This is a genomic window from Halomonas halodenitrificans DSM 735, from assembly GCF_000620045.1.
In the GTDB taxonomy this organism is placed as follows: Bacteria; Pseudomonadota; Gammaproteobacteria; order Pseudomonadales; family Halomonadaceae; genus Halomonas; species Halomonas halodenitrificans.
In genome coordinates, this window is the sequence record NZ_JHVH01000012.1 from 71038 (window position 1) to 96556 (window position 25519).

The 25519-nt window shown below is 65.2% G+C and carries 20 protein-coding genes; 12 read left to right on the plus strand and 8 right to left on the minus strand.

The window, feature by feature from the left end; genetic code table 11:
* Nucleotides 1-58: 58 nt before the first annotated feature.
* Nucleotides 59-1246, minus strand: a complete 1188-nt coding sequence (gene malE / locus Q358_RS0106840; protein ID WP_013333441.1) for a maltose/maltodextrin ABC transporter substrate-binding protein MalE — start codon at nt 1244-1246, stop codon at nt 59-61.
* Between the two features lie 274 nt (nt 1247-1520).
* On the opposite strand from malE, the gene malT reads away from it, so the two are divergent.
* The 3 genes from malT to Q358_RS0106855 all read left to right on the plus strand — a co-directional run bounded on the left by malT (nt 1521) and on the right by Q358_RS0106855 (nt 7241).
* Nucleotides 1521-4283 carry an HTH-type transcriptional regulator MalT gene (malT, locus tag Q358_RS16760; RefSeq protein WP_043487803.1) on the plus strand — a complete coding sequence of 921 codons (2763 nt, stop codon included), beginning with the start codon at nt 1521-1523 and terminating at the stop codon, nt 4281-4283.
* Nucleotides 4284-4388: 105 nt separating this feature from the next.
* Nucleotides 4389-6044, plus strand: a complete 1656-nt coding sequence (locus Q358_RS0106850) for an alpha-amylase family glycosyl hydrolase (RefSeq protein ID WP_027961372.1) — start codon at nt 4389-4391, stop codon at nt 6042-6044.
* 141 nt (nt 6045-6185) lie between these two features.
* Nucleotides 6186-7241 (plus strand): LacI family DNA-binding transcriptional regulator, encoded by a 1056-nt coding sequence (locus Q358_RS0106855; RefSeq protein WP_027961373.1) that lies wholly within the window; start codon nt 6186-6188, stop codon nt 7239-7241.
* Nucleotides 7242-7320: 79 nt separating this feature from the next.
* Here the strand turns inward: Q358_RS0106855 and Q358_RS0106860 are convergent, their stop codons facing one another.
* From Q358_RS0106860 to Q358_RS0106880, 5 genes are all read right to left on the minus strand, one after another.
* Nucleotides 7321-8175, minus strand: a complete 855-nt coding sequence (locus Q358_RS0106860; RefSeq protein ID WP_027961374.1) for a universal stress protein — start codon at nt 8173-8175, stop codon at nt 7321-7323.
* Nucleotide 8176: 1 nt separating this feature from the next.
* Nucleotides 8177-9664: a SulP family inorganic anion transporter gene (locus tag Q358_RS0106865; RefSeq protein ID WP_027961375.1), complete on the minus strand. Its 1488-nt coding sequence runs from the start codon at nt 9662-9664 to the stop codon at nt 8177-8179.
* Nucleotides 9665-9842: 178 nt separating this feature from the next.
* The gene (locus Q358_RS16765; RefSeq protein WP_043487805.1) at nt 9843-10751 is read right to left on the minus strand and encodes a DMT family transporter; all 909 of its coding nucleotides are present in this window, start codon (nt 10749-10751) and stop codon (nt 9843-9845) included.
* 62 nt (nt 10752-10813) lie between these two features.
* Entirely contained in the window at nt 10814-11611 is a 798-nt protein-coding gene (locus Q358_RS0106875; protein WP_027961376.1) for a slipin family protein, read from the minus strand.
* A gap of 66 nt (nt 11612-11677) precedes the next feature.
* Complete coding sequence (locus tag Q358_RS0106880) at nt 11678-13138, minus strand: NfeD family protein (RefSeq protein WP_043487806.1); 1461 nt, start codon at nt 13136-13138, stop codon at nt 11678-11680.
* Between the two features lie 320 nt (nt 13139-13458).
* Between Q358_RS0106880 and Q358_RS0106885 the strand changes: the two genes are divergently transcribed.
* From Q358_RS0106885 to Q358_RS0106905, 5 genes are all read left to right on the plus strand, one after another.
* Nucleotides 13459-15360 carry a sensor domain-containing diguanylate cyclase gene (locus Q358_RS0106885; protein ID WP_169735507.1) on the plus strand — a complete coding sequence of 634 codons (1902 nt, stop codon included), beginning with the start codon at nt 13459-13461 and terminating at the stop codon, nt 15358-15360.
* Between the two features lie 306 nt (nt 15361-15666).
* Nucleotides 15667-16770, plus strand: coding sequence for a phosphotransferase (locus Q358_RS0106890; RefSeq protein ID WP_027961379.1), 1104 nt, complete (start codon nt 15667-15669; stop codon nt 16768-16770).
* Nucleotides 16771-16772: 2 nt separating this feature from the next.
* Nucleotides 16773-18023 (plus strand): ABC transporter substrate-binding protein, encoded by a 1251-nt coding sequence (locus tag Q358_RS0106895; protein ID WP_051530226.1) that lies wholly within the window; start codon nt 16773-16775, stop codon nt 18021-18023.
* Nucleotides 18024-18060: 37 nt separating this feature from the next.
* Complete coding sequence (locus tag Q358_RS0106900) at nt 18061-19779, plus strand: ABC transporter permease (RefSeq protein WP_027961381.1); 1719 nt, start codon at nt 18061-18063, stop codon at nt 19777-19779.
* Complete coding sequence (locus Q358_RS0106905; RefSeq protein WP_027961382.1) at nt 19776-20411, plus strand: ATP-binding cassette domain-containing protein; 636 nt, start codon at nt 19776-19778, stop codon at nt 20409-20411. The genes Q358_RS0106900 and Q358_RS0106905 overlap by 4 nt, the downstream gene beginning before the upstream one ends.
* Here the strand turns inward: Q358_RS0106905 and Q358_RS16770 are convergent.
* Entirely contained in the window at nt 20398-22611 is a 2214-nt protein-coding gene (locus tag Q358_RS16770) for an FAD-dependent oxidoreductase (RefSeq protein WP_051530227.1), read from the minus strand. The two genes, Q358_RS0106905 and Q358_RS16770, sit on opposite strands and share 14 nt — an antisense overlap.
* 105 nt (nt 22612-22716) lie before the next feature.
* On the opposite strand from Q358_RS16770, the gene Q358_RS0106915 reads away from it, so the two are divergent.
* From Q358_RS0106915 to Q358_RS16775, 4 genes are all read left to right on the plus strand, one after another.
* Nucleotides 22717-23406 carry a TIGR04283 family arsenosugar biosynthesis glycosyltransferase gene (locus tag Q358_RS0106915; RefSeq protein ID WP_027961383.1) on the plus strand — a complete coding sequence of 230 codons (690 nt, stop codon included), beginning with the start codon at nt 22717-22719 and terminating at the stop codon, nt 23404-23406.
* The gene (locus Q358_RS0106920) at nt 23396-24037 is read left to right on the plus strand and encodes a TIGR04282 family arsenosugar biosynthesis glycosyltransferase (protein ID WP_027961384.1); all 642 of its coding nucleotides are present in this window, start codon (nt 23396-23398) and stop codon (nt 24035-24037) included. The genes Q358_RS0106915 and Q358_RS0106920 overlap by 11 nt, the downstream gene beginning before the upstream one ends.
* 117 nt (nt 24038-24154) lie before the next feature.
* A complete protein-coding gene (locus tag Q358_RS0106925) occupies nt 24155-24769 on the plus strand; it encodes a sigma-70 family RNA polymerase sigma factor (RefSeq protein ID WP_051530228.1) in 615 nt (204 codons plus the stop codon).
* Nucleotides 24766-24984: a zf-HC2 domain-containing protein gene (locus Q358_RS16775; RefSeq protein WP_043487808.1), complete on the plus strand. Its 219-nt coding sequence runs from the start codon at nt 24766-24768 to the stop codon at nt 24982-24984. The genes Q358_RS0106925 and Q358_RS16775 overlap by 4 nt, the downstream gene beginning before the upstream one ends.
* A gap of 55 nt (nt 24985-25039) precedes the next feature.
* Here Q358_RS16775 and Q358_RS0106935 read toward each other — a convergent pair whose 3' ends face one another.
* On the minus strand, nt 25040-25498 hold the full coding sequence (locus Q358_RS0106935) for a DUF302 domain-containing protein (protein WP_027961386.1): 459 nt from the start codon (nt 25496-25498) through the stop codon (nt 25040-25042).
* Nucleotides 25499-25519: the final 21 nt, after the last annotated feature.

A 25519-nucleotide genomic window follows, 5' to 3' on the forward strand; every position in this document is an offset into this window, starting at 1 on the left:
GGTCACCTGCCGCCCGCGACCGGACCGGAGCCAGGACGCGGACGAATGTTGGGAAGGATCACTGAATCGAGGTACGCATGCGCTCGGCGGCAGCATCGAGTGCGGCCTGTGGCGCCTGGCGGCCACTGCCGATGTTCTGCAGCGCCGGCTCCATGGCCGACCAGAAGGCCCCCATCTCGGGAATGTTGGGCATGGGGTCACCGATCTCGGCGTTGGCCAGGGTGGCCGCGATATTGGGGTTCTCGCCCAGTTCCGCCTGATAGGCCCGATGCGCCACCGCGCCCAGCGAACCGTCACTGTTGAAGGTCCGCAGCCCTTCTTCATCGAGCAGGTAGCCCTCGAGGAATTCGGTGGCCAGGAAATCGTTGGGCGAAGCGGCATTGATCATGGCCGCGGTCACCCCGAACAGCGGCTTCGCCCTTTTCTCCCCCACCTTGGGCAGCGGCGCCACGCCGAAGTCGATGCCGCTCTTTTCCAGGTTGCTCCAGGCCCAGGGGCCGCTGATCATGGTCGCCACCTCGCCACGATTGAAGCGCGAGGCCATGACGTTGTAGTCGGTTCCCTCGGGCAGCACGCCGGAGTCGATCAGCTCGCGCAGGCGTTGCGCGCCCTCCACGGCCCCGGCATTGTTGACGCCGATGTCGCCGACGTCATATCCCTCGGCGGTCCGCTTGTAGGGATAACCACCATTGGCGGCCAGCAGGGGCCAGCCGTAATAGGGTTCGCCGTAGTCGAACAGGATCGCCTTCTTGCCCTCCTCGCTCAGTTCGGCGTCGAGCTCGGCCAGGGCCTCGAAACTTTCCGGCGGTGTCTGGACGATATCCTTGTTGTAGATCAGGCCCAGCGACTCCACCGAAATGGGATAACCGTAGGTTTCGCCATTCCAGACCATCGCGTCCCAGGTGAAATCGAAATAGCGCTCGCGATACTCCGTCGACGGCGACATCGTCTTGATCAACCCGCTCTGGGCCCATTCGCCCATGCGATCATGAGCCCAGATGACGATATCCGGCCCCTTGCCGCTGCCGGCGGCCTGCTGGAAGCGATCGGTGAGGTTGTCGGGATTAACGATCTCGACGTCGATGCCCGTCTCCTGCGTGAAGCGCTCGGCCACCTCGCGGATGCCTTCCGGCCCCTTGTTGTCCCCCATCCAGATCGTCAGGGAGTCGTCCTCGAAGGCCAGTGCCGGCGATCCCCCCAGGGCGATCGCCGCCAGGCAGGCCGGCAGTGCGTAGCGTCGTGTCATGGCATGGATCCTCTTGTTATGGTCTCGCAGGTACCGCTCGCGCCATGGACCGGTACCGCGTCGCCCCAAGACTCCACCATCCTCGCCACGACGTGCTCATCCCGCAGGCCCGCGAGGGTGGCGTAGCCCAGGGGCGTAGAAGGACCATGTCGGGCGGCTCGCCATGACAGTGCCCGGGCCAGGCGTCTACCACCTTGGTCGCAAATCGCCCCACGAACCGATAATTCGCGCCATACTGGAAGCATCTGTAACGATTAAGATACCCAGGTGCCGCATGCCGTTGATCCATGACAAGCTGATGACTCCCGCTCTGCCCCCGACCACTGTGGCCCGCGAGCGGCTCAACGACCATTTCGCGCTCAGCGAGCATACGCGCTTGATGGTGGTCCAGGCCCCCTCCGGCTACGGCAAGAGCACCCTGATGGCCGAACGGCTGCCGGCCCTGGAGCAACCCGCCGCCTGGCTGCGCCTGGAGGCCCAGGACGACGATCCGCTGCGCTTCGCGCGTTACTTCGCTGCCGCGCTGGGGACGCTCTGTCGCCAGCATCTCGGCCTTTCCCTGCTCGAGGACGACGAGACTCAGCCGCTGGCCTCACGCATCGACGGCTGGCTGACGGTACTGCCCGACCGGGCGCCCCCCTGTCGCCTGGTCATCGACGAGTTCGAGCACCTGCGATCGCCGGAGTTGCTGGAGGACCTGCGCTACTGGCTGCGCCATCAGCCGCGCTGGTTGACCCTGACCGTGATCTCCCGCTCACGCCCGGATCTCGGGCTCGCCGCCCTGCGCCTGCGCGGCGAACTCGAGGAAGTCGGCCCGACGCAACTGGCCTTCACCCTCGATGACAGTCGCACGCTGAGCGATCAGCAACTGAGCTTTCCGCCCACCCGGGTCAGCCTGGAGCGTGCCCTGCGGCTCACCGGCGGCTGGGCCATGGCCATCAACTGGTTGTTCGAACGCACCACCACCACCGCCAGTTTCGATGCCCTGCTGGAACGCCTGGACGGTGCTCATCCCGATTTCGTGGCCTGGTTCGACGACCTGATGCACGAGGCCCTGGAGGAATCGGACCGCCTGCTGGTGCACCAGCTCGGCGTGCTCGAGCGCTTCTCCCCTCACCTGGTCGCCCGGCTGCTCGAAGGCAAGCAGGCCGGACGCCGTCTCGAGGCGCTGGAGCAGGCCGGAATCTTCATCGAACGCGACGATCCCCATTCGACCTGGTGCCGCTTCCATCCCTTGTTCGCCCGGTACCTGCGCTACTGTCGCGGCGAGCTCAGCCTGGAAGACCAACGCGACCTGCACCGCCGCGCCAGCCATGCCTGGCTGGCCATGGGCGATCCGGCCCTGGCGGTGACGCAGATGACCGCGGCGCATGACCCCGAGACACTGGCCGCCCTGGTCGAAGCCGAGGGGCCGGGACTGCTCGATCGCGGACAGTGCGCTCCTCTGGCACGCGCCCTGGACGCCCTGGGCGACGCTCGCCTGTCGGCGTCTCCCCGCCTGACGTTGTTGTGGGGCTGGGTCACCCACGCCCAGTACCAGTTCTCTCACACCGAGCGCGTCATCGGCTGGATCGAGGCGCGACACGACCAGGACGAATGGCAGGAACTGACCGCCGAGTTCGCCACCCTGCGCGCCCAGCTCGCCATCAACCGTGGCGAGGCCCAGCATGCCGCACCGCTGGCCGAACGCGCCCTGAACCTCCCCGCCACCTACCTGCCCGGCACCCCCTTGGCCGCCGCCGCCATTCTCTGCGAATCGCGTTTCGTGCAGGGATACCTGGAGGAGTCGCTGCGTCGCGTTCGCGATGTCGCGGCCGAGGCTCGACGACGCGGCGACGATCAGCGCCTGCTCTGGGCCCACTGCCATGAATCGGAAACCCTGGTCGCCATGGGCCGGCTGCAGGCCGCTCACGACATCCAGCAGCGTGCCGTGGCGCATATCGAGCACCATCGGCTGCAGCACCTGCCCATCGTCGAATTCGTGCATCGCATCCGCAGCCAGCTGCTGTGGGAGTGGCACCGGCTCGACGAGGCCGAACAGGCCGCGCTCGACGGTATCGCCGTACTCGACAGCCAGGGCGAACACTGGACCCTGCAGTGCCATGTCAGCCTGGCCAAGACAGCCCTGGCGAAAGGCGACCATACCCAGTGCGGCGACCATATCCGCCGTATCCGCAAGGTCCTGGCCGAAGGCGACTACCATATCGACTGGCGGGCCAATGCCCACGCCACCCTGCTCGCCTGGTGGGCGGGCCAGCGCGACCTGGAGGCCATCGAACGCTGGCGTCAGGAAGCCCCGGCGGCGAATCCGGCCGGCGCCACCAACCACTTCACCCAGTGCAATGCGCGCAATCACGCACGAGCCCTCATGCATCTGGGACGCTTCGAGCCGGCGCGCGAGCTGCTCGAGGCCCTGGAAACGCAGACGCAACGCCTGGGGCTGGTGACCGACGCCAATCGCAATCGGCTTTGCCTGGCCCGGCTCGAGTGGCTGGCCAGCAATCGACAGGCCGCCCTTTCGCACCTCGCTCAGGCACTCGAGCTGGCCTCGCGCACCGCCCTGGTCGGCAGCTTCCTGCGCCTTGAGGATGATCTGTCGCCCATGCTCGATCTCCTGCTGGAAAATGACGCCCTGAACGACCTGACGCGCCAGCGTGCCGAACGCCTGCTCGACCTGATTCGGCGGCGTCACGACTACGGACGCGCGGTCCGTCTGATGTTCGACGATGACGTGATCGATGGTCTGGTCGCGCGCCCCGATGTGCCCGAGTTGATCCGCACATCGCCGCTGACGCGTCGCGAGTGGCAGATTCTCGGCCTCATCCACGCCGGACTCTCCAACGAGCGGATCGCCGAACGCCTGAGCGTGGCCCCCACGACCATCAAGACCCACATTCGCAGCCTGTATCAGAAGCAGAACATTCGTCACCGCGACGAAGCCATCGCCCTGGCGGGCCAGTTGCTCGAACGCATCCAGGGCGAGGCACCGGCTCCCGCCATCGCCTCCACCCCGCCTCCTCCCCCGAGCTACGCCTGACGGGGAGGAGGTCGAGCGCGTCCCTGACCGTCACCATGCTTCTTGTCAGGCGGAGCCCGTCGTACCCGATCCGGGCTTCGCGTCATCGAACAGGAGGACTCAGGCATGACCCGGACGACGCGAATCGACAAGCATGGACCGGAGTGGTGGCGTGGCGCGGTGATCTACCAGGTCTACCCACGCAGCTTTCAGGACACCGGCGACAATGGCGTGGGAGACCTGCGCGGCGTGACCGAGCGGATGGACTACATCGCCTCGCTGCACGTCGACGCCATCTGGCTATCGCCCTTCTTCACCTCGCCGATGAAGGACTTCGGCTACGACATCAGCGACTATCGGGACGTCGACCCGCTGTTCGGCACTCTCGAGGACTTCGACCGCCTGGTAGAGGCCGCCCATGCCAGGGGGCTCAAGGTCATCATCGACCAGGTGCTGTCGCACACTTCCGACCAGCATCCCTGGTTCGTCGAGAGCCGTCAGGATCACGACAATCCACGCGCCGACTGGTATGTCTGGGCCGACCCGCGCCCCGATGGCACGCCGCCCACCAACTGGCAATCGATCTTCGGCGGTGCGGCCTGGCAATGGGATACCCGGCGCCGCCAGTACTACCTGCACAATTTCCTGGCCGAGCAGCCCGATCTCAACTTCCGCCATCCCGAGGTCGTCGAGGCCGTCCTCGGCGAAGTGCGTTTCTGGCTGGATCGAGGCGTGGACGGCTTCCGTCTCGACGCCATCAATTTCTGCACCCACGGGGAGCTGCGCGACAACCCGCCACGGGAGGCGCTCGAGGAAGGCTTCATGGGCGTCCGCCCGGACAATCCCTATGCCTCCCAGCACCACCTGCACGACAAGACCCAGCCCGAGAACCTGGCCTTTCTCGAGCGCCTGCGCGCCCTGCTGGACGAATACCCCGGCACCACTTCGGTGGGCGAGGTCGGCGACGACGATTCGCTGACGGTGATGGCCGACTACACCCGGGGCGGCAAGCGGCTGCACATGTGCTATTCCTTCGACCTGCTGGGCGAACGGCACGACCCCGACTACCTGCATCACACCCTGGCCACCATGGAAGCCCGTCTCGACGACGGCTGGCCCTGCTGGGCACTCGGCAACCATGACGTGACACGGCTGGCCACGCGCTGGAATGCCGAGCAAGACGCGGCGGCCCTGCGCCTCTACATGGCCTTCCTGCTCACCCAGCGCGGCAGTATCTGCCTGTATCAGGGCGAGGAGTTGGGATTGGGCGACGTGACGCTGGACTTCGACTCCCTGGTCGACCCCGCCGGCATCGCCTTCTGGCCCGCCTACAAGGGACGCGACGGCTGCCGCACCCCGCATCCCTGGCGACACGACGCCGCTCATGGCGGCTTCTCGACGACCGCCCCCTGGCTGCCGGTCGCCACCGAGCACCTGGCTCTGGCCGTGGACCGCCAGGAAGACGATCCGGCTTCACTGCTCAACGCCTATCGCGCCTTCCTCGCCTTCCGCCGTCACCATCCCGCTCTGGTCGAGGGCGAGGTCGTTCATCACCCGGTACGCGACGGCGTCATGCGCCTGGAGCGTCGGCACGACGACGAACGCCTCCTGGTGGCCCTCAACTTCACCGACGAGCCCCGCACCCTGCCCGCCCCGACGACCATCACGCCGCTGGACGACGCGCCGTCATGCGTCAACGGCCGATGGGAAGCGGGCAGCGTGACGCTGCCGGCACGAGGCATCGCCATCACTTCGACCACCGATGGCTGGCCGGATCGCTGACATCGCTCGACCCGGGCGCTCGGTACCGAATATGGCCGAGCTCCGAAGGGCGGGTCGGAGGATCCGGCACGGCCGGGACTGGGCCAGTCCCGGCCGTGCCGGTATGCTGGGCACCCAACGCATTCGGCATGGAACTCCGCTGTGACACCTCCCTCTCGGCATATCACACTCAAGGACTTGGCCCGCGAACTCGGCGTCTCGACCGCCAGCGTTTCCAACGCCTTCAACCGACCGGACCAGCTCTCGCCGCGCCTGCGCGAGCGTATCCTCAGCGAGGCCCAGCGCCTGGGCTATCAAGGACCGGATGCCCGCGCCCGCACCCTGCGCACCGGCCGCTCGCGGATCATCGCGGTAGTCCTCGCCGAGACCCTGACCTACAGCCTGAACGACGCGGTATCCAGCGAGCTGCTGACCGGGATCGCCGAAGTGCTCGACGATCATGGCCATACCCTGCTGTTGCTATCGGGTCGGCAACCCGGTTCGCGGCAGACCTCCGGCACGGCCAGCATGGCCGACGGCTTCATCGTTTATGGCCTGATGCCGAGCGCGATGCTGCTCAACGAACTGCCCGCCCAGCGCCCCCTGGTCGCCGTGGATTTCAACATCGACGGCCAGCCGATGGTGCACATCGACAATGAGCCCGCCAGTCATGCTATCGCCTGCTATGCCCTGGCGACACCGCCACGGCGCATCGGCGTGCTCACCCTGCGACTCACCGAGACGCCCTGCAACGGGCGGGTGACCGAGGAACAACCCTGGTTGACCGCCGAACGCACCATTACCCGCGCCCGTCTCGATGGCTTCCATCGCGCCTTCGAGGAACACGGCATCGACCCGGCGTCGGTGCCAGTGTGGAATATCGAGGAGAATACCCATGACATCTGCGCTCCGGTGATCGCCTCCATTCTCGACCTGCCCGACGACGAACGGCCGGATCTGCTGCTGTGCATGTCCGACCGCATTGCCCTCACCGCCCTGACCCTGGCCGAGCAGCGTGGCCTGCGCGTGCCCGAAGATCTGCGCCTGACCGGTTTCGACGGCATCGCCGAAGGGCAGTATCGCTCGCCGCGCCTGACCACGGTGCGCCAGGACAGCACCGAGAAGGGGCGCATCGCCGCACGCATGATCCTCGGCCTCGTCCCCGCCGAGCCCAGCCTGCTGGCCACCGAGCTGATCGTCGGCGAGAGCTGCCCCTAGGCCGCAAGGCACGACGCCCCGGGCCATGCGGCTCCGGGGCGTCGTTGTCGCGCCGGAAAGGCGGATCGGTTCGGCAACCTCAGCGCAGCAGCAGCACCGGCCCCCTGGCCTTGCGCAGCATGGCGGTGGTGGTGCTGCCCACCAGCAGGTGACGAATACGCGAGTGACCGTAAGCCCCCATCACCAGCAGGTCGATCCCCTGCTCTTCCTGATAGGCACGCAGCGTCGCCTCCACCTCACCGGCGAGAATGGCGCCTTCGGCCGCATGACCGGCATCCGTCAGCGTCTTGAGCGCCCAGTCGAGCTGGGAGCGATTGTCGCCGGTCTCGGCGCCGACAATCACCACATGCACCGGCACGCCCTCGAACAGCGGGCTCTTGGCCAGGACCTCCACTCCCTTGCGGGTGGTCTTGCTGCCATCGAAGGCGATCAGCGCCTTCTCGGGCCGGCTGAAGACATGGGGCACCATCAGGATCGGTCGGTGAAAACCGCGCACCACCCGCTCCAGGTTGGAGCCCAGGTGGCCGCTGTCCTGGTGCGCGGTCTCGCCACGCTTCCCCACCACCAGCAGGCGGATTTCGTCCTGCAGCTCCTCCAGGGTCTCGACCAGAGTGCCGTTGCGATGACGGCCGGCGGGCTCGTCAACACCGCCTTCGACGGCTCGCTCCCGGGCCGCCTTGAGCATCAGCCGGCCCCGCTCCTGGGTCACCTTGGCACGCTTTTCCTCCAGCTGGGCCAGCTCCTCCAACAGGTGTTCGCGGGAGCCCAGGCCAATGTTGCCGGAGAGGTCGGTCTCGGCGACCTGGGGATGGTTGTCGTTGACATGCAGGAAGGTCAGCGGCGCTCCCAGCGCCAGGCTTGCCCAGGCGGCATAGTCACACACTCCTTCCGAGAACTTCGAGCCGTCGATGGCGGCCATTACCTGTTCGGTCATATCAGTGTCCTCCCATTAATTTCTCGACGGCCTCGGGGTCATCATGCATCGCATAGCGGTCGACAATGGTGGCGCTCGCCTCGTTGAGGCCGAGCAATTCCACCTCGGAGCCCTCGCGGCGGAACTTGATCACAATGCGGTCCAGGGCCTGTACGGCGGTGATGTCCCAGAAGTGGGCGCGAGACAGGTCGATGGTGACTCGCTCCACGGCTTCCTTGAAGTCGAAGGCCTTGGCGAAGCGTTCGGAGGAGGCGAAGAACACCTGACCGACGACCCGATAGGTCCGCTGGCCCTCCTGCGGCGTCTCGACGCCGACGTAGAGGATATTGCCCACCTTGTTGGCGAAGTTCATGGCGGCAAGCAAGACGCCGACGAAGACGCCGATCGCCAGGTTGTGGGTCCCGACAGTCACCGCCACGGTCGCCAGCATGACCATATTGGTACTCATGGGGTGCTTCTTGAGGTCCTTGATGGAGCTCCAGCTGAAGGTACCGATGGATACCATTATCATGACCGCCACCAGGGCCGCCATGGGAATCTGCGATACCCAGTCGGCCAGAAACACCACCATCAGCAGCAGCACCACGCCGGCGATCAGGGTGGAGAGGCGCGTCCGCCCTCCCGACTTGATATTGATCACCGACTGGCCAATCATCGCGCACCCCGCCATGCCGCCGAGCAGGCCGGTGCCGATATTGGCCAGGCCCTGGCCCTTGCATTCGCGGTTCTTGTCGCTGGGGGTATCGGTCAGGTCATCGACGATGGTGGCGGTCATCATCGACTCGAGCAGGCCCACCACGGTGAGCATGATCGAGTACGGCAGGATGATCATCAGCGTCTCGAGGGTGAGCGGCACCTGGGGCCACAGGAAGACCGGCAGGGTATCGGGCAGCTCGCCCATGTCACCCACGGTGCGGATCTCCATGCCAGTGAGCAGATAGACCGCGGTGAGGACCAGAATGCACACCAGCGGAGACGGAATCGACTTGCCGATTTTCGGCAGATAGGGGAATCCATAGATGATCGCCAGCCCCGCGGCCGTCATGGCATACACATGCCAGGTGACGCCGGTGAGTTCGGGCAGCTGGGCCATGAAGATCAGGATCGCCAGGGCGTTGACGAAGCCGGTGACCACCGAACGCGAGACGAAACGCATCAGATCGGCCAGGCGCAGATAACCGGCGAGGACCTGCAAGACACCGGTCAGCAGGGTGGCGGCCAGCAGGTATTGCAGGCCATGTTCCTTGACCAGGGTCACCATCAACAGCGCCATGGCCCCGGTGGCCGCCGAGATCATGCCCGGCCGGCCGCCGGCGAAGGCAATGATCACCGCCATGGAGAAAGACGCATAGAGCCCAATCTTGGGGTCGACCCCGGCGATGATCGAGAAGGCAATCGCCTCGGGAATCAGCGCCAGGGCGACGACGATACCCGCCAGGGTGTCGCCCTTGAGATTGGAGAACCAGCTCTGTTTCATCGTTGCGTACATGCTGCGGTCCAGTCAGGGAGGAGTGAATAGGGGCTGTCGTCGACGGATGACTGCAGAGAGGACAACAATCACGAGCAGGAAGATACGTCGACATCGAGCGATGTCGCCGCGAAGACGACGACATCGACGAAGAACATGAGGAGACAGGTGCTTTGTGAGCGCGGGATTCTAGCAGAGCCTATGCTGCACTGCACCCCGGACGCCGGGCCCGTTCGACCCGGCGGTCAACCAGCCCCTTGAGCAGCAGGCTACCCAACACCAGGGCGCCACCGGCAAAGGCCGCCGGCGACGGGCGCTCGCCGAGCAACCACCAGATCCAGAGCGTGCCCACCACGACTTCCAGCAGCATCAGCAGCCCCACCTCGGCGGCGGGCAGATAGAGCGGCCCACGCTGCAGCAGCGTGAACCCCAGCGGCAGCAGCCCCAGGCAGAGCACCAACAGCCACATAAGGGTGTGGCCGGATGGTAGCGTCATGCCGGGGCCCGCCAGGCCGTAGAGCGCCGCCGCGGCCGCCACGATGACCCCCGCCAGGGTGAGCATGGGGCTCATGTCGACACCCTGGCGCGTCCGGCAGAGGGTAAAGTTGGCCGCCATCGCCGTGGCGGCCAGCAGGGCAAAGGCGTTACCCCGCCAGGAACCGACTCCCACGTCATCCAGGGCAATCAGCACAATCCCCACCAGACAGGCCAGAATGGCCAGCCAGGTGCGCCGAGGCAAGCGCTCCTGGAGGAAAACCCGTGACAGCAGCGCGGCGATCAACGGCGCCCCGGCCAGGATCATCAACACATTCCCCCCCCGGGTGTACTGGTTGCCGAGCACGAAACCGAGGGTCGAGAAGCTGAACAGCAATGCCACCCCTATGCCGGTCCAGCCGCAGCGGCGATAGGCTGTTGCCGCACCGCGGCCATGGCGGGCGACGACAATCGCGAGGAAGCCCAGGGCGGTAAGCAACCCACGCCACACCAGAATTTCGGCGTCGGGAAGGCCGATCACCTTGATCAGCAGCGCATCGGGAGAAATCAGCAGCACACCGGTGCCGGTCAGCAACAGCCCCTGCTGGCGACGAGTCAGATGAGAAAGTGCCAAGGCAACCTCATGATCAACCTGGGCACCCCAGAGTGCCACGGCTCGCCGGCCGTGGCACGCAGTCAGACCGCATCATCGCTGCCGCCGGATGCCTGATGGTCACGGGCCGACATTGACTGCTGCATATGCTTGAAGGCCTCCATGATATCCATGGGCAGCGGGAAGACGATGGTGGAGGCATTCTTGTTGCTCATGTCGCTCATGGTCTGCAGATAGCGCAGCTGCAACGAGGCAGAGTTCTCGGCCATGACGTTGGCGGCCTCTACCAGCTTGCGCGAGGCCTGCAGCTCGCCCTCGGCGTGGATCACCTTGGCGCGACGTTCGCGTTCGGCTTCGGCCTGGCGGGCGATGGCGCGGATCATGCTCTCGTCGAGGTCGACATGCTTGATTTCCACGTTGGCCACCTTGATGCCCCAGCCCTCGGCGGAGCTGTCGATGATCTCCTGGATATCGTCGTTGAGCTTGTCACGCTCGGAGAGCATTTCATCGAGATCGTGCTTGCCGAGCACCGAGCGCAGGGTGGTCTGGGCCAGCTGGCTGGTGGCCATGGTGAAGTTCTCCACCTGGATGATCGCCTTTTCGGGGTCCACCACGCGGAAATAGAGCACGGCGTTGACCTTCACGGTGACGTTGTCCTGGGAGATAACGTCCTGTTCGGGCACATCCATGGTGACCACCCGCAGATCCACCACCTGCATCTTCTGAATCGCCGGGATGATGATGATCAACCCCGGCCCCTTGACCGACTGGAAGCGTCCCAGAAAGAACACCACGCCACGCTTGTACTCCGGCAGGATCCGGATCGAGGCGGCGAGCAGTATCACCACCAGCACGACGGGCACGAGATAGGAAATCAGCATGGTTGCCACTCCTTGAACGATTGGGCGACGGCGGATTACCGCCTCCCGGCTTGCCTTGGTCTTGCCTTATGCGGATGACGCCAGCGGCACGACCTCCAGGGTCAGGCCATCCAGTGCGGTAACCCGCACCGCCTGGCCCCGGACCAACGGCTCGACGCTGTGGGCACTCCAACGCTCGCCCATCAGGCGCACGTGGCCAGGCCCGGTAAAATCCTCCAGCGCGACGGCCTCGCTGCCCACGAGCCCCTCCTGGCCGGTGCGGACACGCCGTCGGCGCAGGCCGGCGAAGCGCAGCAGCACCCATAGCATCAGCGCCGAGGCGATCAGTGCCACGCCACCGATCAGCGGCAGCGAGAGCCTCAGATTTTCCGCGTCCATGAGAATCACCGAACCGATCACGAAGGCGGCGATGCCGCCGAATCCGAGGATGCCGAAGCTGGGCATCAGCGCCTCGCCCACGATCAATGCCAGCCCCACCAGAATCAACGCCAGGCCGGCGTAGTTCACCGACAACACCTGAAAGGCGTAAAGTGCAAGCAGCAGGCAGATGATGCCAATGGTGCCCGGCACCAGGCTGCCCGGGTTAGCGAGCTCGAAGATCAGGCCGTAGAAGCCGATGATCATCAGGAAGTAGGCGACGTTGGGGTCGGTGATCACGGACAGCAGCCGGGTGCGCCAGTCGGGGTCGAAGCGCTGAATGGCAAGGCTTGCCGTGGCCAGGGAACGCTCACCATCTTCCATCACCACGGTGAGGCCGTCGAGCCGTGCCAGCAGGTCGTCGATGTCGCGGGCCACCACATCGATGACATTCTTCTCGAGTGCCGCCTCGGCGGTAAGATTGACCGCCTCGCGCACCGCGGCCTCGGCCCAGTCGGCATTGCGCCCATGTCGCTCGGCCAGGCTACGAATATAGGCCACGGCATCCTCGAGCACCTTGCGCTCCATGGCGGTCTCGCCACGCCGCGGGGCCTTTTCGTCATCCTCCTCGGCGGCACCCGCCTCATCCGGGGCGCCCTGCGTCTCGGAGGATTCGCCCTTGCCATTTTCCTCCTGTTGCGACCCGTCGTCACCCAGGCCCGGCAGCCCTCCCCCGCCCAGCTGCACCGGCGTTGCCGAACCGAGATGGGTCGACGGCGCCATGGCAGCCACGTGGCTGGCATAGAGCAGATACGTACCCGCGCTGGCCGCTCGGGCCCCCGCCGGGGTCACGAAGAAGGCTACCGGCACCTCCGAGGCAAGCATGGCCTGGATCATGTCACGCATGGCGGCATCGAGCCCCCCGGGTGTATTCATCTCCACCACCACCAGCTCGACATCCGCCTCGGCGGCACGCTCCAGGCCACGCTGAAAGTAGTCGCTGGTGGCCGGGCCGATCGCGCCCTGCACGCTCATCACCTGCACACTGCGATCATCATCCCGGGGCTGACCCTGAGCCTGGAGCACCAGCAGAAACGCTCCCAGCATCAGGCAGACCAGGCTAATCAGCATCCCCATGCGCCGTGAGCACGGAGTACGCAACGGCTTCATACCTGCCTCCTGAACGTTGCACAGATCCGGAAGCGTGCACCACGTCGGAATAATTCAGTCTGCATAGTAGTCAGGGTAGCAGGCCGCCTCACTGCCCACGACACACCCCGACATAACGCGCCACCCAGGATTCGGCAAGCCTTATCACAATGGCGACTGGTGCTCGGTGCCGCTCGCTGGCAGCATATTCGCCCATGACAGAACGCCCAGGACAAGGCGGCCCAGGAGTCAGGACGCGGCTCCAGGGTTGGCTGCACCCACTGACACTCCCGTTGCTGACCCTGCGCAGCCGCTTGCTGGCTGGCGCGGGATTATTGTGGGTGGTGCTTTGCATAACACTGCTGGCATTCGGCTGGCAGGCTGGTTCTCAGTTGGTCAGCGACACCAACCGTCAGCATCTGCGCTATGAAGCCGATCTGATCCGCAACTCCATCACGCATCAGGTCAACGAGCACCTGCAGGAACTGGAGCGTCTCGCACAGGACATTCCCGAGCCGGTTGCTGGCGCCCTCGATCCCGGGCAGTCACACACCTTGACGTCGTTTTTCGAAGGCCTGGTGCTGTTCGACACCGAAAGCCGAATCATGGATGCGTGGCCCACCCGCAACGACCGAGTAGGCGCCAGGTTCCCCGACCGAAACTATGCGCGTTTCATGCATGCCTTCCAGCATCCCCACGTAAGCGACCCTTTCCTGGGCCGATTCAGCGGTGAGCCCCTGGTGGTAATGCTGGTGCCGCTGCATGACGCGGAGGGGCACTACACCGGCTTCCTGGGCGGGCTGGTCAATATCAACCAAAGCCAGCTTTTCAAGGGTTTCAAGCGCCTGGGCGAAGGCGGCCATGTCACCATTACTACCGCGGCGGGTCAGCGCCTTTACCAACCCGGTCAGCGTCAGGCAATCGCCGAGCTGCCCGAGACCCCTCCCCCGGCATTGGAGCGGGCACTCTACGGCTGGCAAGGCGAGGCCGAGGAAACCACTATCAGCGGACAGCCTGCGCTGGTGGCTTACCGTCAGGTCTGGCCGGCCGACTGGATCGTCGGCGTGCACCTGCCCAAGGATCAGGCCGAAGCACCATTGATCGCCGGCATGCAGCGAATAACGCGTCCTGCCTTGTGGGTTCTGGGTGTGGTGCTGCCGATAGTCGGTTTTCTGATCTGGCTGGCACTGCGTCCGCTGACCAGGCTGGCCAGGCAGGTCATGGAGCTTCGAGATGAACAGCGCCACACCCTCGAGATCCCCACTCGGATGCCGGAGTTGCGTCGGGTCATCGACATTATCAACGAAACCGAAGAGGCTCGCATGATCAGCCGGCATGACCTCTCGCGCCGCAAGGCCTTGCTTAATGCGACACTGGCGGCTTCTCCCCAGGGCATGTTCGTTGCCGACACCCAGGGTCGGCTCACCTTTCTCAATGAAGCATTACACGAGATCCTCGGCTCATCCGTCAATCAAACGCTTGCTGGCTGGGCCAATAGAGTTCATCCCGACGAGCGCGAACCAGTCAGGGAGGTCTGGCGTCAGAGCCTTGCTCAACAACATGATTTCATGCGCCAGTTCCGCTTCATGGATTCAGATGGCGGTCAGCGCTGGCTGGATGTTCATACCCGTGCGATACACCTGGAAGGTGAGTTCATCGGCGTGGTCGGAACAGTGCGCGACATTACCCAGCACCGTCACGACGACGCGCTCCGCCGCTGGGAAGCGGAACACGACCCCCTGACGGGACTGCTCAACCGGCGTGGCCTGACACGCCGGTTGGAAGAGGCACTGGTGGAGTGGCAGAAAACCGGCGTGCAGACGGCGATACTGTTTCTCGACCTGGACCATTTCAAACCGATCAACGACCGGGGCGGTCATGCCCTGGGCGACAAAATGCTGCAGCGGGTCGCCGAAGCGATGCGATGCGTGATACGCAGCAATGATCATGCGGCACGCCAGGGTGGCGATGAGTTCGCCGTCCTGCTGACCGGCTGCAGCGTCGATCAGGCGCTGACCCTCGCCGAGGTGCTGCGTAAGCGTATCGCTACCCACTCGCTGGAATACCAGGGACAACACTGGCATGTCACCGCCAGTATCGGCGTCGACCACTTTCAACCGGGTGACAAGGGCATTGACGGCGTCCTGGCCCGCGCCGATGCCGCCAGCTATCGCGCCAAGCAGGGCGGACGCAATCGAGTCATTACCGACGAGGACGAGCCCCACCAGTCCGGCACCGGCTAGCCGGTGCCGGGTCTCGGGCATGTCGAACTGGTTAGCAGTCATGGCCACCCGCCGACTCAACCGAACCAACAGCCGACGTCTCTTGTCGTTATCATGTGACACGGTGCTTCTCCTCGATGATTGCCCACAGGGCCAAGGGATATTGCTATTCTCCCGACGACATTCTACGCCATCGTGACCGCTAACCTTCGCCGATATGTCTTGGCAGGAGCCGCGACCGGGCGAAACTCTCGGCCGGAGGCTGTAAGGATCCCTGCTTCGCCACGACACTTCTTGCAAATTGATGTCATTCCATCGAGGAGGCCCATGACAGGCACCACGAGCGAAGCGAGCCCCTCCGAGACATGGGGCTCACAGAGAGAGCGCCTGGCCGAGACGCTGACCCGGCAGGGCTACCGGAAAGCGATACGTGAGCTGCGACCGATGGCCGACACCGGGCTGGCCCATCATCATGTCTGGCTCGTCCGTGACGGCGATGACTGGGTGGCACGACTCCCCAAGCAGAGCCAGCTGGGCCTGGAGGCAGGCGCCAATCTGGACTACCAGGCCACCTGCTTCGAACGCGCCGGCCCCTCCGGACACACCCCATCCCTGCAGGGCGTGCTTCCCCCATCGACAACGCTGCCTCGAGGCGGCCTGCTGGTGGATGCCGTAAAAGGGCGACCGGCCCGGCTGCCCGACGACCTGCCAGCGATCGCCGAGGCACTCGCCGCCCTGCATGGGCTGGCGCTGCCTCCCGCCGAAGCACGCGCCCCGCTGCTGGCACCAGCCGACCCCTGGGCCGCCATGCGCGCAGAGGTGACAACCCAGGCCGAGTTTCTCGACCAGGCCGGACTGTCCGCCGAGGTGGTGACGACGGTTAGAGAGGAGCTGGCATCCCTGCCGAACCAGCTTGATCACGGCGAGGCGGCGAGGCCACGGCTGATCAGCTTCGACGCGCACCCGGGGAACTTCCTGATCGATGCCGAGGGTCGTGCCATGCTGGTCGATCTGGAGAAGTGCCGCTACGGATTGCCGGGCTTCGATCTGGCCCACGCCAGCCTCTACACCTCCACCACCTGGGACCCGAGCAGTCATGCCGTGCTCGGCATCAGCGAACTGGCCGATTTCCACCACCGCTGGATGACCCGCACCGGCATCGGCGAGCTCGACACCCTGATCGCCTGCCGCCGCGCCATGTGGCTGTGGTCACTGACCTGGTGCGCCAAATGGCGTGCCAGCCATGATCGCACCCGGGACACCCGAGCACGCGGTGAAGACTGGTCTGCCGAGCTCAGCGATGACGCACTGATCGCTCATGTGCGCGACAGGGTCGACCACTACCTCTCCCCCGCCGCCATCGACCATGTCCGACGCGAGTTCGACGCGCTGGCCATTACCCTATCGAACGCCCTGGAACAGGATGCCTGACAATGTCTCGATACCGCCCTGCCCACCTGGCCACCGCGCTGGTCTGTGTCTTTCTCGGCCTGGCGTCGGCCACGTCGCTGGCGGCCGGCCCCGTCCCCGATGACTGGCAGGCCGTACGCGAGCAGGCTCGTGGCCAGACGGTCTACTGGAACGCCTGGGCCGGTGATACACGCACCAATGGCTACATCGCCTGGGTGGCCGAGCAGATGGCCGAGACCCACGGTGTCGAGGTCGTGCACGTCAAATTGGATGACACCAGCACCGCGGTCTCACGGGTCATCGCGGAGAAGGCGGCGGACAACCTGGATGATGGCAGCATCGACCTGATCTGGCTCAACGGCGAGAACTTCGCCGCCATGCGTGAGCATGACCTGCTCTATGGTCCTTTCGCCGAGACGCTGCCCAACTTCGCCCTGACGCGCCCCGCGAACAACCCCGAGATGGTCACCGACTTCACCCTGCCCACCGAAGGCTTCGAGTCGCCCTGGGGCAAGGCGCAGATCACCTTTTACTATGATAGCGACGAGCTCCGCGGGGACAGTCAGGAGGTGAAGAGTCCTCCCGACAGCATCGAGGCACTGCTCGACTGGAGCCGCGCCAACCCCGGGCGCTTCAGCTATCCGCGTATTCCCGACTTCACCGGCAGCACCTTTCTCAAACAGGCACTGATCGCCCTGGTCGACGATCGCCAGCCCCTCTATGCACCAGTGGAAGAGAGCGATTTTGCCAAGGTTACCGCCCCGCTGTGGGACTACCTGGATGCCCTGCACCCGCACCTGTGGCGTGGCGGGCGGCAGTTCCCGGACTCGGGGCCGGCGCTGCGCAGCCTGATGGGGGCCGGCGAACTCTCCCTGGCCTTTACCTTCTACCCCTCCGAGCCGGCTGCGGCGGTAGCCGACTTCGAGCTGCCCGCCAGCACCCGCAGCTATGTGCTTGACGATGGCACCCTGGGGAACGTCCACTTCGTGGCGATTCCCTTCAACTCGCCGCACAAGGCAGGTGCCCTGGTGTTAGCCGACTTCCTGCTCTCTCCCGTGGCCCAGGCCCACAAACAGGATCTCGCCGTCTGGGGCGACCGCACGGTACTCGACGTGGCGCACCTGGACGACGCCACCCGCCGACTGTTCACCGTCGATGCGAATAATGCCGCCATGCTTGCCCCCGAGGCCTTGTCGAGGACCCTGCCTGAACCTCACCCCAGCTGGATGACGGCCCTGCAGGAAGCGTGGCAATCACGTTACGTCGCCCGGTGAGGCAAGCAGTGCAGGAACACAGGAGGCACCGGACGCCATGTGGCTGCGCCTGACGCCGTTCGTGATTGTCGCTGTACTGGTCGGGCCCATCCTGGCCGGCGTGGCGATGGTGCTGCTACCGGCCTTCGGTTATCTACCCACACTGGGCGGCGAGACATTCAGCCTGGCCCCATGGCGCGAGTTACTGGCCCAGCCGGGGCTGGCACGCTCGGTGGGTATCAGCCTGGCCAGTGGACTGCTTACCACCGCCGTGTCACTGGTCGTGGTGCTGCTGTTCCTGGCCGCGGCCGCCGACACCCGACTCGACCACTGGCTGCGCCGGGCGGTGTCGCCGTTGCTGGCGCTGCCTCACGCCGCGGCAGCCTTCGGTCTGGCCTTTCTGATCGCCCCTTCGGGGTTGCTGGCACGGCTGTTCTCGCCGTGGATGACCGGCTGGGAAAGACCGCCGGATCTGCTGATCGTCCAGGATTCCTGGGGTCTCAGCCTGATGGCCGGCCTGATCATCAAGGAGCTCCCCTTCCTGCTGCTGATGAGCCTGGCGGCCCTCCCCCAGCTTGATGCCCCAAGACGCGTGGCCCTGGCCCGCTCGCTGGGCTATCGACCCACCATCGCCTGGCTCAAGGGAGTGGCTCCGGCACTCTATCCGTTGATTCGCCTGCCGATCTACGCGGTGATCGCCTTCGCCACTTCGGTGGTGGATGTCGCGATGATCCTGGGGCCGACACTGCCACCGACACTGGCCGTCTCGATTCTTGAATGGTTCCATGACCCCGATCTTGGAAAACGCTTTCTGGCCTCGGCCGGTGCCGTGCTGCAACTGGGCGTCACCCTCGCGGCCCTGCTCATTTGGTGGTGGCTGGAATGCCTGGCAAGACGACTGGGCCGACGCTGGGTAGTGAACGGCCAGCGACGCGGCGGCGAGCGCTGGCTGCGCCTCACCGGCCGCAGTTTTCTGATCACCACCACGCTCACCGCCGGGCTGGGGCTCGGTGGCCTGGCCCTCTACTCCGTCGCCGGCTTCTGGCGTTTTCCCGAGGCGCTGCCGACCACTCTGACCCTGGGGCACTGGCAGTCGGCGCTCCCTGCCCTGAGCAGCCCCGTGACCACCTCCCTGATCATCGCGGCAAGCGCCACCCTGCTCGCCATGCTGCTGACCCTGGCGGCACTGGAGAATGAGCAGCGTCACGGCCGGCGCGCTGGCAAGAACGGAGCGGCCACTGCACCCAACCGGCGTGTCACCGCCATGACACTACTCTACCTGCCGCTGATCGTGCCCCAGATCGCCTTCCTGTTTGGCCTGGTGGTGCTGCTGGAGAGCCTGGAAATCCGTGCCCGGCTGGCCCTGGTAATCTTTGCGCACCTGCTGTTCGTGCTGCCCTATGTCTTCCTGTCGATGGCCGAAAGCTACCGACGCTTCGACCCACGCTGGACGCGGCTCGCCCTGACCCTGGGTCACTCCCCCAACGGCGCCTTCTGGCGGGTACGCCTGCCCATGCTGCTGGCACCGCTGCTGACCGCCGCCGCCGTAGGCATGGCGGTCAGTATCGGGCAGTATCTGCCCACCCAGCTGCTGGGCGCCGGGCGCATTTCCACCGTCACCACCGAGGCGGTATCCCTGGCCAGCGGCGGCAATCGTCGCGTGACCGGCGTCTGGGCGCTGGTTCAGGCCACCCTGCCGCTGCTGGGGTTTATCATCGCCATGGGCCTACCCCGGCTGCTGTGGTCAAACCGTCGCGGCATGCAAGGAGCGCAATGACGACAACATCACATACCCTGGCTCTTGAAGAGGTCCGGCTCGCCCTGGGAGGGCGAACGCTGGTGGAGATCGATACCCTCATCGGCCCCGGCGAAGTACTGACCGTGATGGGCCCTTCGGGCGCCGGCAAGTCGACCCTGCTGGCCATGATAGCCGGCTTCCTCGACCCCGCCTTCGAGGCTCGGGGGCAGGTGTGGCTGCGGGGGCGCGATATCACCGCCCTGCCCGCCGAGGCGCGAGGCGTCGGCCTGCTGTTTCAGGATCCCCTGCTGTTCCCTCACCTCTCGGTGGCCGGCAACCTGCGCTTCGGCATGTCCCGACACATGAAGGACAAGAACGCCCGCATCGAACAGGCGCTTCATGACGTGGGCCTCGCCGGCTTCGGCCCCCGCGACCCGACCACCCTCTCCGGCGGCCAACAGGCGCGCGTCGCGCTGATACGCCTGCTGCTGTCCGAGCCTGCCGCCGTACTGCTCGACGAGCCCTTCTCGAGGCTCGACCGTCAGCTGCGCCACGAGATGCGCCAGCTGGTCTTCGATCGGCTGCGTCACGCCGGCCTGCCCAGCCTGCTGGTGACCCACGACCATGAAGATGCCGAGGACGCTGGCGGGCCGCTGGTCACCCTCGCTTGAACGATTCGGCCTGGTGATCCCTCTCTCCGATACTCTCGGGGGCCCTCCCCTCGCCGCGCCGCCAGGCAAAGTAGCGCGCCAGCCATCCGAGCAGCCGCTCGGGCTTGTGCGCATTCTTCCACACACCGGCGGTAGCCTTTACCGCCTCGCTGCGAGTGGGGTAAGGATGAATGGTGGAGAGCAGGCGGTTGAGGCCGATCCCGCGTGTCATCGCCAGGGTAAAGGTCGCCAGCATTTCCCCCGCCTCGGCGCCAACGATGACGGCCCCCAGGATACGATCGCCCCCCGGGCGAGTGAGCACCTTGACGAAGCCCCGTGACTCGTCCTCGGCCAGGGCACGATCCAGCTCACCCAGCGAATAGCGGGTTACCTCGACATCGATACCCTTCTCTCGAGCCTCACGCTCATTGAGGCCGACCCGCGCGATTTCCGGCGTGGTAAAGGTCACCGCCGGCAGCGCCCGATAACTGACCGGGAAGCGCTTGACCTCACCGAACAGGGCATTGACCGTGGCGTGCCAGGCCTGATGGGCGGCGGCATGGGTCAGCTGGTAGGGCCCGGCTACATCGCCGCAGGCCCAGACGTTAGGCAGCACGCTACGCAGCGTCTCATCCACCTCCAGGGTGCCGTTCTGCCGGGTGTCGCCCCCCAGTGCCTCGAGACCCATGCCGGCCACGTTGGCTTCTCGTCCCACGGCCACGAGCAGGTGCGTGAAGGGTTGGCGCGAGGTATTGCCATCCGCATCGGCCACCTCCAGGGCATGGCCCTCGCCGTCGGCGACGACCCCCAGCGCGCGGTGGCCCAGCAGCAGCTGCACCCCCTCTTCCTGCATGGCGACCTCGAGCTCCCTGGCCACCTCGGCATCCTCGCGTGGCACCAGCTGGGCGGCGGATTCCACCAGCGTCACCCGGCTGCCCAGCATGGCAAGGCTCTGCCCCAGCTCACAGCCAATCGGGCCACCGCCAAGCACCATCAAACGCTCGGGCAGGCTGTCGAGCTGCCAGAGGTTATCGGAAGTGAGCACCGTCACCGCCTCGATGCCGGGCAGCTCGGGCACCCGAGGCCGCGCGCCACTGGCGATGATGACATGTCGCGTGGTCAGGGTACGCTCCCCCTCCGGCGTCGCTACCTTGACCTCCCAGGGGGTCGTCAACTGCGCCTCCCCTTCGAGGACATCCACGCCCAGGCCTCGATAACGCTCGGGGCTGTCGTGGGGCTCGATACTCTGGATGGCACCCTGCACATGGGCCATCACCGCCGCAAAGTCCACTTCGGGCTCCGCCACCTGGACCCCATAGCGCGATGCCTGCCTGATTTCCCTGACCGAGCGCGCCGCACGAATCAGTGCCTTGGAGGGCACGCAGCCGGTATTGAGACAGTCTCCCCCCAGGCGTTCTCGCTCTACCAGGGTGACCCGGGAGCGTACGGCGGCGCCGATATAGCTGGCCACCAGCCCCGCCGATCCCGCGCCGATCACCACGATGTCACGGTCGAACTGCGTCGGACGCCCATACTGGCGAGCCAGGGAGCGGCGACGAACCAGCGCGACCACCCCCTTGGCCAGCCAGGGAAAGAGGCCGATCAACGCGAAGGAGAGCAGCAACGAGGGCGACAGGATATCGCCCAGCGACTCCAGCGCGGCCAGCTCGCTACCGGCATTCACGAACACGACGGTACCCGGCAGCATGCCCAGCTGACTGACCCAGTAGAAGGTGGTCAGCCGCATGCGCGTCAGCCCCACCACCAGATTGATCACGAAGAAGGGGAACAGCGGGATCAGGCGCAGGGTAAAGAGGTACAGGGCCCCCTCGCGAAGAATACCGGCGTTGATGCGCTCCAGCTGGCGGGCATAGCGCCGCTCCAGCGGCGTACGCAGCAGGGTACGCGCGATCAGGGCCGCCAGGGTTGCTCCCAGGGTGCTGGCGAAGGAAACCAGTAGAAGTCCCCAGCCAAGACCGAACAGGGCGCCACTGAGCAGGGTCATCAGGGTCGCCCCCGGCAGGGACAGTGCCGCCATCGCGACATAGATCAAAAAGAAGCCCCCGACGACCGTCACCGGCTCGCGCATCATCCAGGCATGAAAGCGCGCCTGCTCGGCCTGCAGGACCTCAAGGGTCAGGTAATCATTGGCACCGGATAGAAAGAACGCCACCACCAGGGTGACAACCAGCACCAGCAATATCAATCGACGTGAACGCATTGGGCCTCCTCGGGCCTGAAAAGGAAAGAGCAGCAAACATAGTGGGTCTGAGTCGTCGTTCGTGCGGTATCCTTACGCTTCCATATCATGATGGCCATGGCGACGATGCCTACTCCCCCCCTCAGCTTGATCATTCCCGTGTTGAATGAAGCGGCAACGATCACGACCACCCTGAACAGGCTTGAACCACTGCGCCAACGTGGCACGGAGGTGATCGTGATCGATGGCGGCAGCCGGGATGGTACCCCTGAACTGGCCCGGCCTCACTGCCAAAAGGTGATTGACGCACCCAGCGGGCGGGCGCGACAGATGAACCGCGGGGCAGAGATGGCCAGTGGTCGGGTGCTGCTCTTTCTACATGCGGACACACACCTGCCCGACAATGCCGACAACCATATCGGCAAGGCACTCTCGCGGGAGCGCTGCTGGGGAAGGTTCGACATCCACCTCGAGGGCGATAGCCGACTGCTGCCGGTGGTAGCCCGATCCATGAACCTGCGCTCACGACTGACCGGCATCGCTACCGGCGATCAGGCCCTGTTCATGACGCGCGCCGCCTTCGATGCCGCAGGGGGCTTCCCCGACCAGCCATTGATGGAGGATATCGCCATCAGTCGTCGCCTCCGGCGACTCTCTCCACCGGCCTGTCTGTGCTCAAGGGTGACCAGCTCCGGGCGCCGCTGGGACAGTCAGGGCGCCTGGCGTACCATCTGGCTGATGTGGCAACTGCGCTGGCGATACTGGCGGGGAGTGTCACCCGAGACATTGGCCAGGGAGTATCGACATGTGCGCTGAACGTATCGCCGGCGGGGTCAGGCTCGCCATCCTGGCCAAGGCCCCGGTGCCCGGAAGCGTCAAGACGCGCCTGATTCCAGGCTGCGGTGCCGAAGAGGCCGCTCGCGTTCATGCGGACCTGCTACGCCATACCCTGGCCGTGGCCTGCATGGCGCTGCCGACGAAGCAGATCGCGCTATGGACGGCCCTCGAGCATGAACACCCGCTGTTTCGCGAGCTGGCGACGCAATACGGCATCGCCCGGCATGCACAGACCGAGGGCGACCTGGGAGAGCGCATGCGATTCGCGCTGACGCCGGGGCCGGCGATGGTCATCGGCAGTGACTGCCCGGTACTGACTCCCGAGTTGCTGAACACCTGTGCCGAGGCACTGAACCATCACGACGCCGTCTGTCTGCCGGCAGAAGATGGTGGCTATGCGCTGCTCGGCCTCAACGAGACCCACTCCAGCCTTTTCACCGGTATCGACTGGGGCAGCGAACGCGTCATGGCCCAGACACGTCAACGCCTGGATGCCCTGGACTGGCGCCTGGCCTGCCCGGCCACGGTATGGGACGTCGATCGCCCAGAGGATCTGAGGCGCTGGCGGCACGCCTCCCGCAGCCACTCCTCGAAGGGGAGAATGGGATAGTTGAAGCAAAGTCCAGTGCCGCCGATGACAGTGTAATGATACCCACGGCACGGCGACGAAAGGCGGGCACTGGAAATTCCAGCGCCTGCCACACCCGAGATATTGGAGACAATTCTTATGGAAGGCCCGGCCCCAAGCACGGGTGACAGGTTTGCCAATCATCGATCGACACGCCTGGAGCGCCTTTCAGCGATCAGGCCAAGACTGGTCTCTTTCGCCAGGATGCATCTGCGAAACAATACGATGGCAGAAGATGCCGTTCAGGAGGCGCTGATGGCGGCGATCGAGAAGGATGCTACCTTCGCGGGGCGTTCCGGTTACGACACCTGGGTGTTTGGAATACTGAAGTACAAGATTCTCGATATCATGCGTTATCAGAAACGCCAGGGACACCTCCAGCCTCTCGACGAAGAGGGGGATGATGAGGTCATCGATCGACAGTTTCGGAAAAACGGACGCTGGGAAGCCCATTCACGCCCGGCAAACTGGGGAGACCCAGACGCCGTCGTCGAAAGCCAGCACTTCTGGAGGGTGTTCGACGCCTGCATGATCGCCCTGCCGGAGAACGCCGCCCGGGTCTTCTCGCTGCGAGAGTTGATGGGGCTCTCTACCGAGGAGATCTGCCGGCTGCTCGAGATTCGGGAAAACAACTGCTGGGTAATCCTGCACCGTGCGCGTCTTCGTCTACGCCAATGCATCGAGAAGGGCTGGTTGGAAGGAGAAACCTCATGATGATGTGCAAAGAAGCCACACGGTTGATGTCACTCAAACACGAACGCGAACTCACCCTTCAGGAAAGGGTTTCGCTACGGTTTCACCTGTCGATGTGCGGTGCCTGCCGGCAGTGTGACAGGCAGTTTTCGCTGCTTGGCGAGGCCGCCAGACAATACGGCCCCGACCACGAGGCCGATCAACACGAGTCCGGTCAAGAAGACGACGGGCGCTGAAGGCCCGTCGGTACTGCCTTTGATATCGACTTTCCTGATATCAACTGCCCTGATATCACTCGCCGGCGGCAGCGCTCGCCACGCTTTCCAGCACGCCCGCGACCTTGTCCAGCGGCAGGTCGCACTCCTCCAGGGAATGACGCTCGGCCAGGTAATGGGGCGAGTTCCATTCCAGCCTGACACCCTCGTCGATCTCGCGGATTACCATCTTCTGGGGCAGATCCAGCGCCATGCTTCCCTGACACTGCATCATCGGCGTTCCCACCTTCGGATTACCGAAGATGAAGGTCCGGGTCGCCGGCAGTGTCAGCTCGGCCCCTTCGGCATTGGCGGCGTGGTCGACCACCGTCATCAGCGTCAGCCCCTTCTCCTCGAGGGCGCCGCGTAGCCGCTGGTCGACACGTTCAATATCATCGCTCGACTGCAGGTGCATGACTCCATGCTCTTCCGCCTGCGCCATCAGGGGCATGGCCACCAGCATGGTCATCGCCGCCCCGATCAGTAACTTCCTCATGATATGTCTCACTCCGCGAAT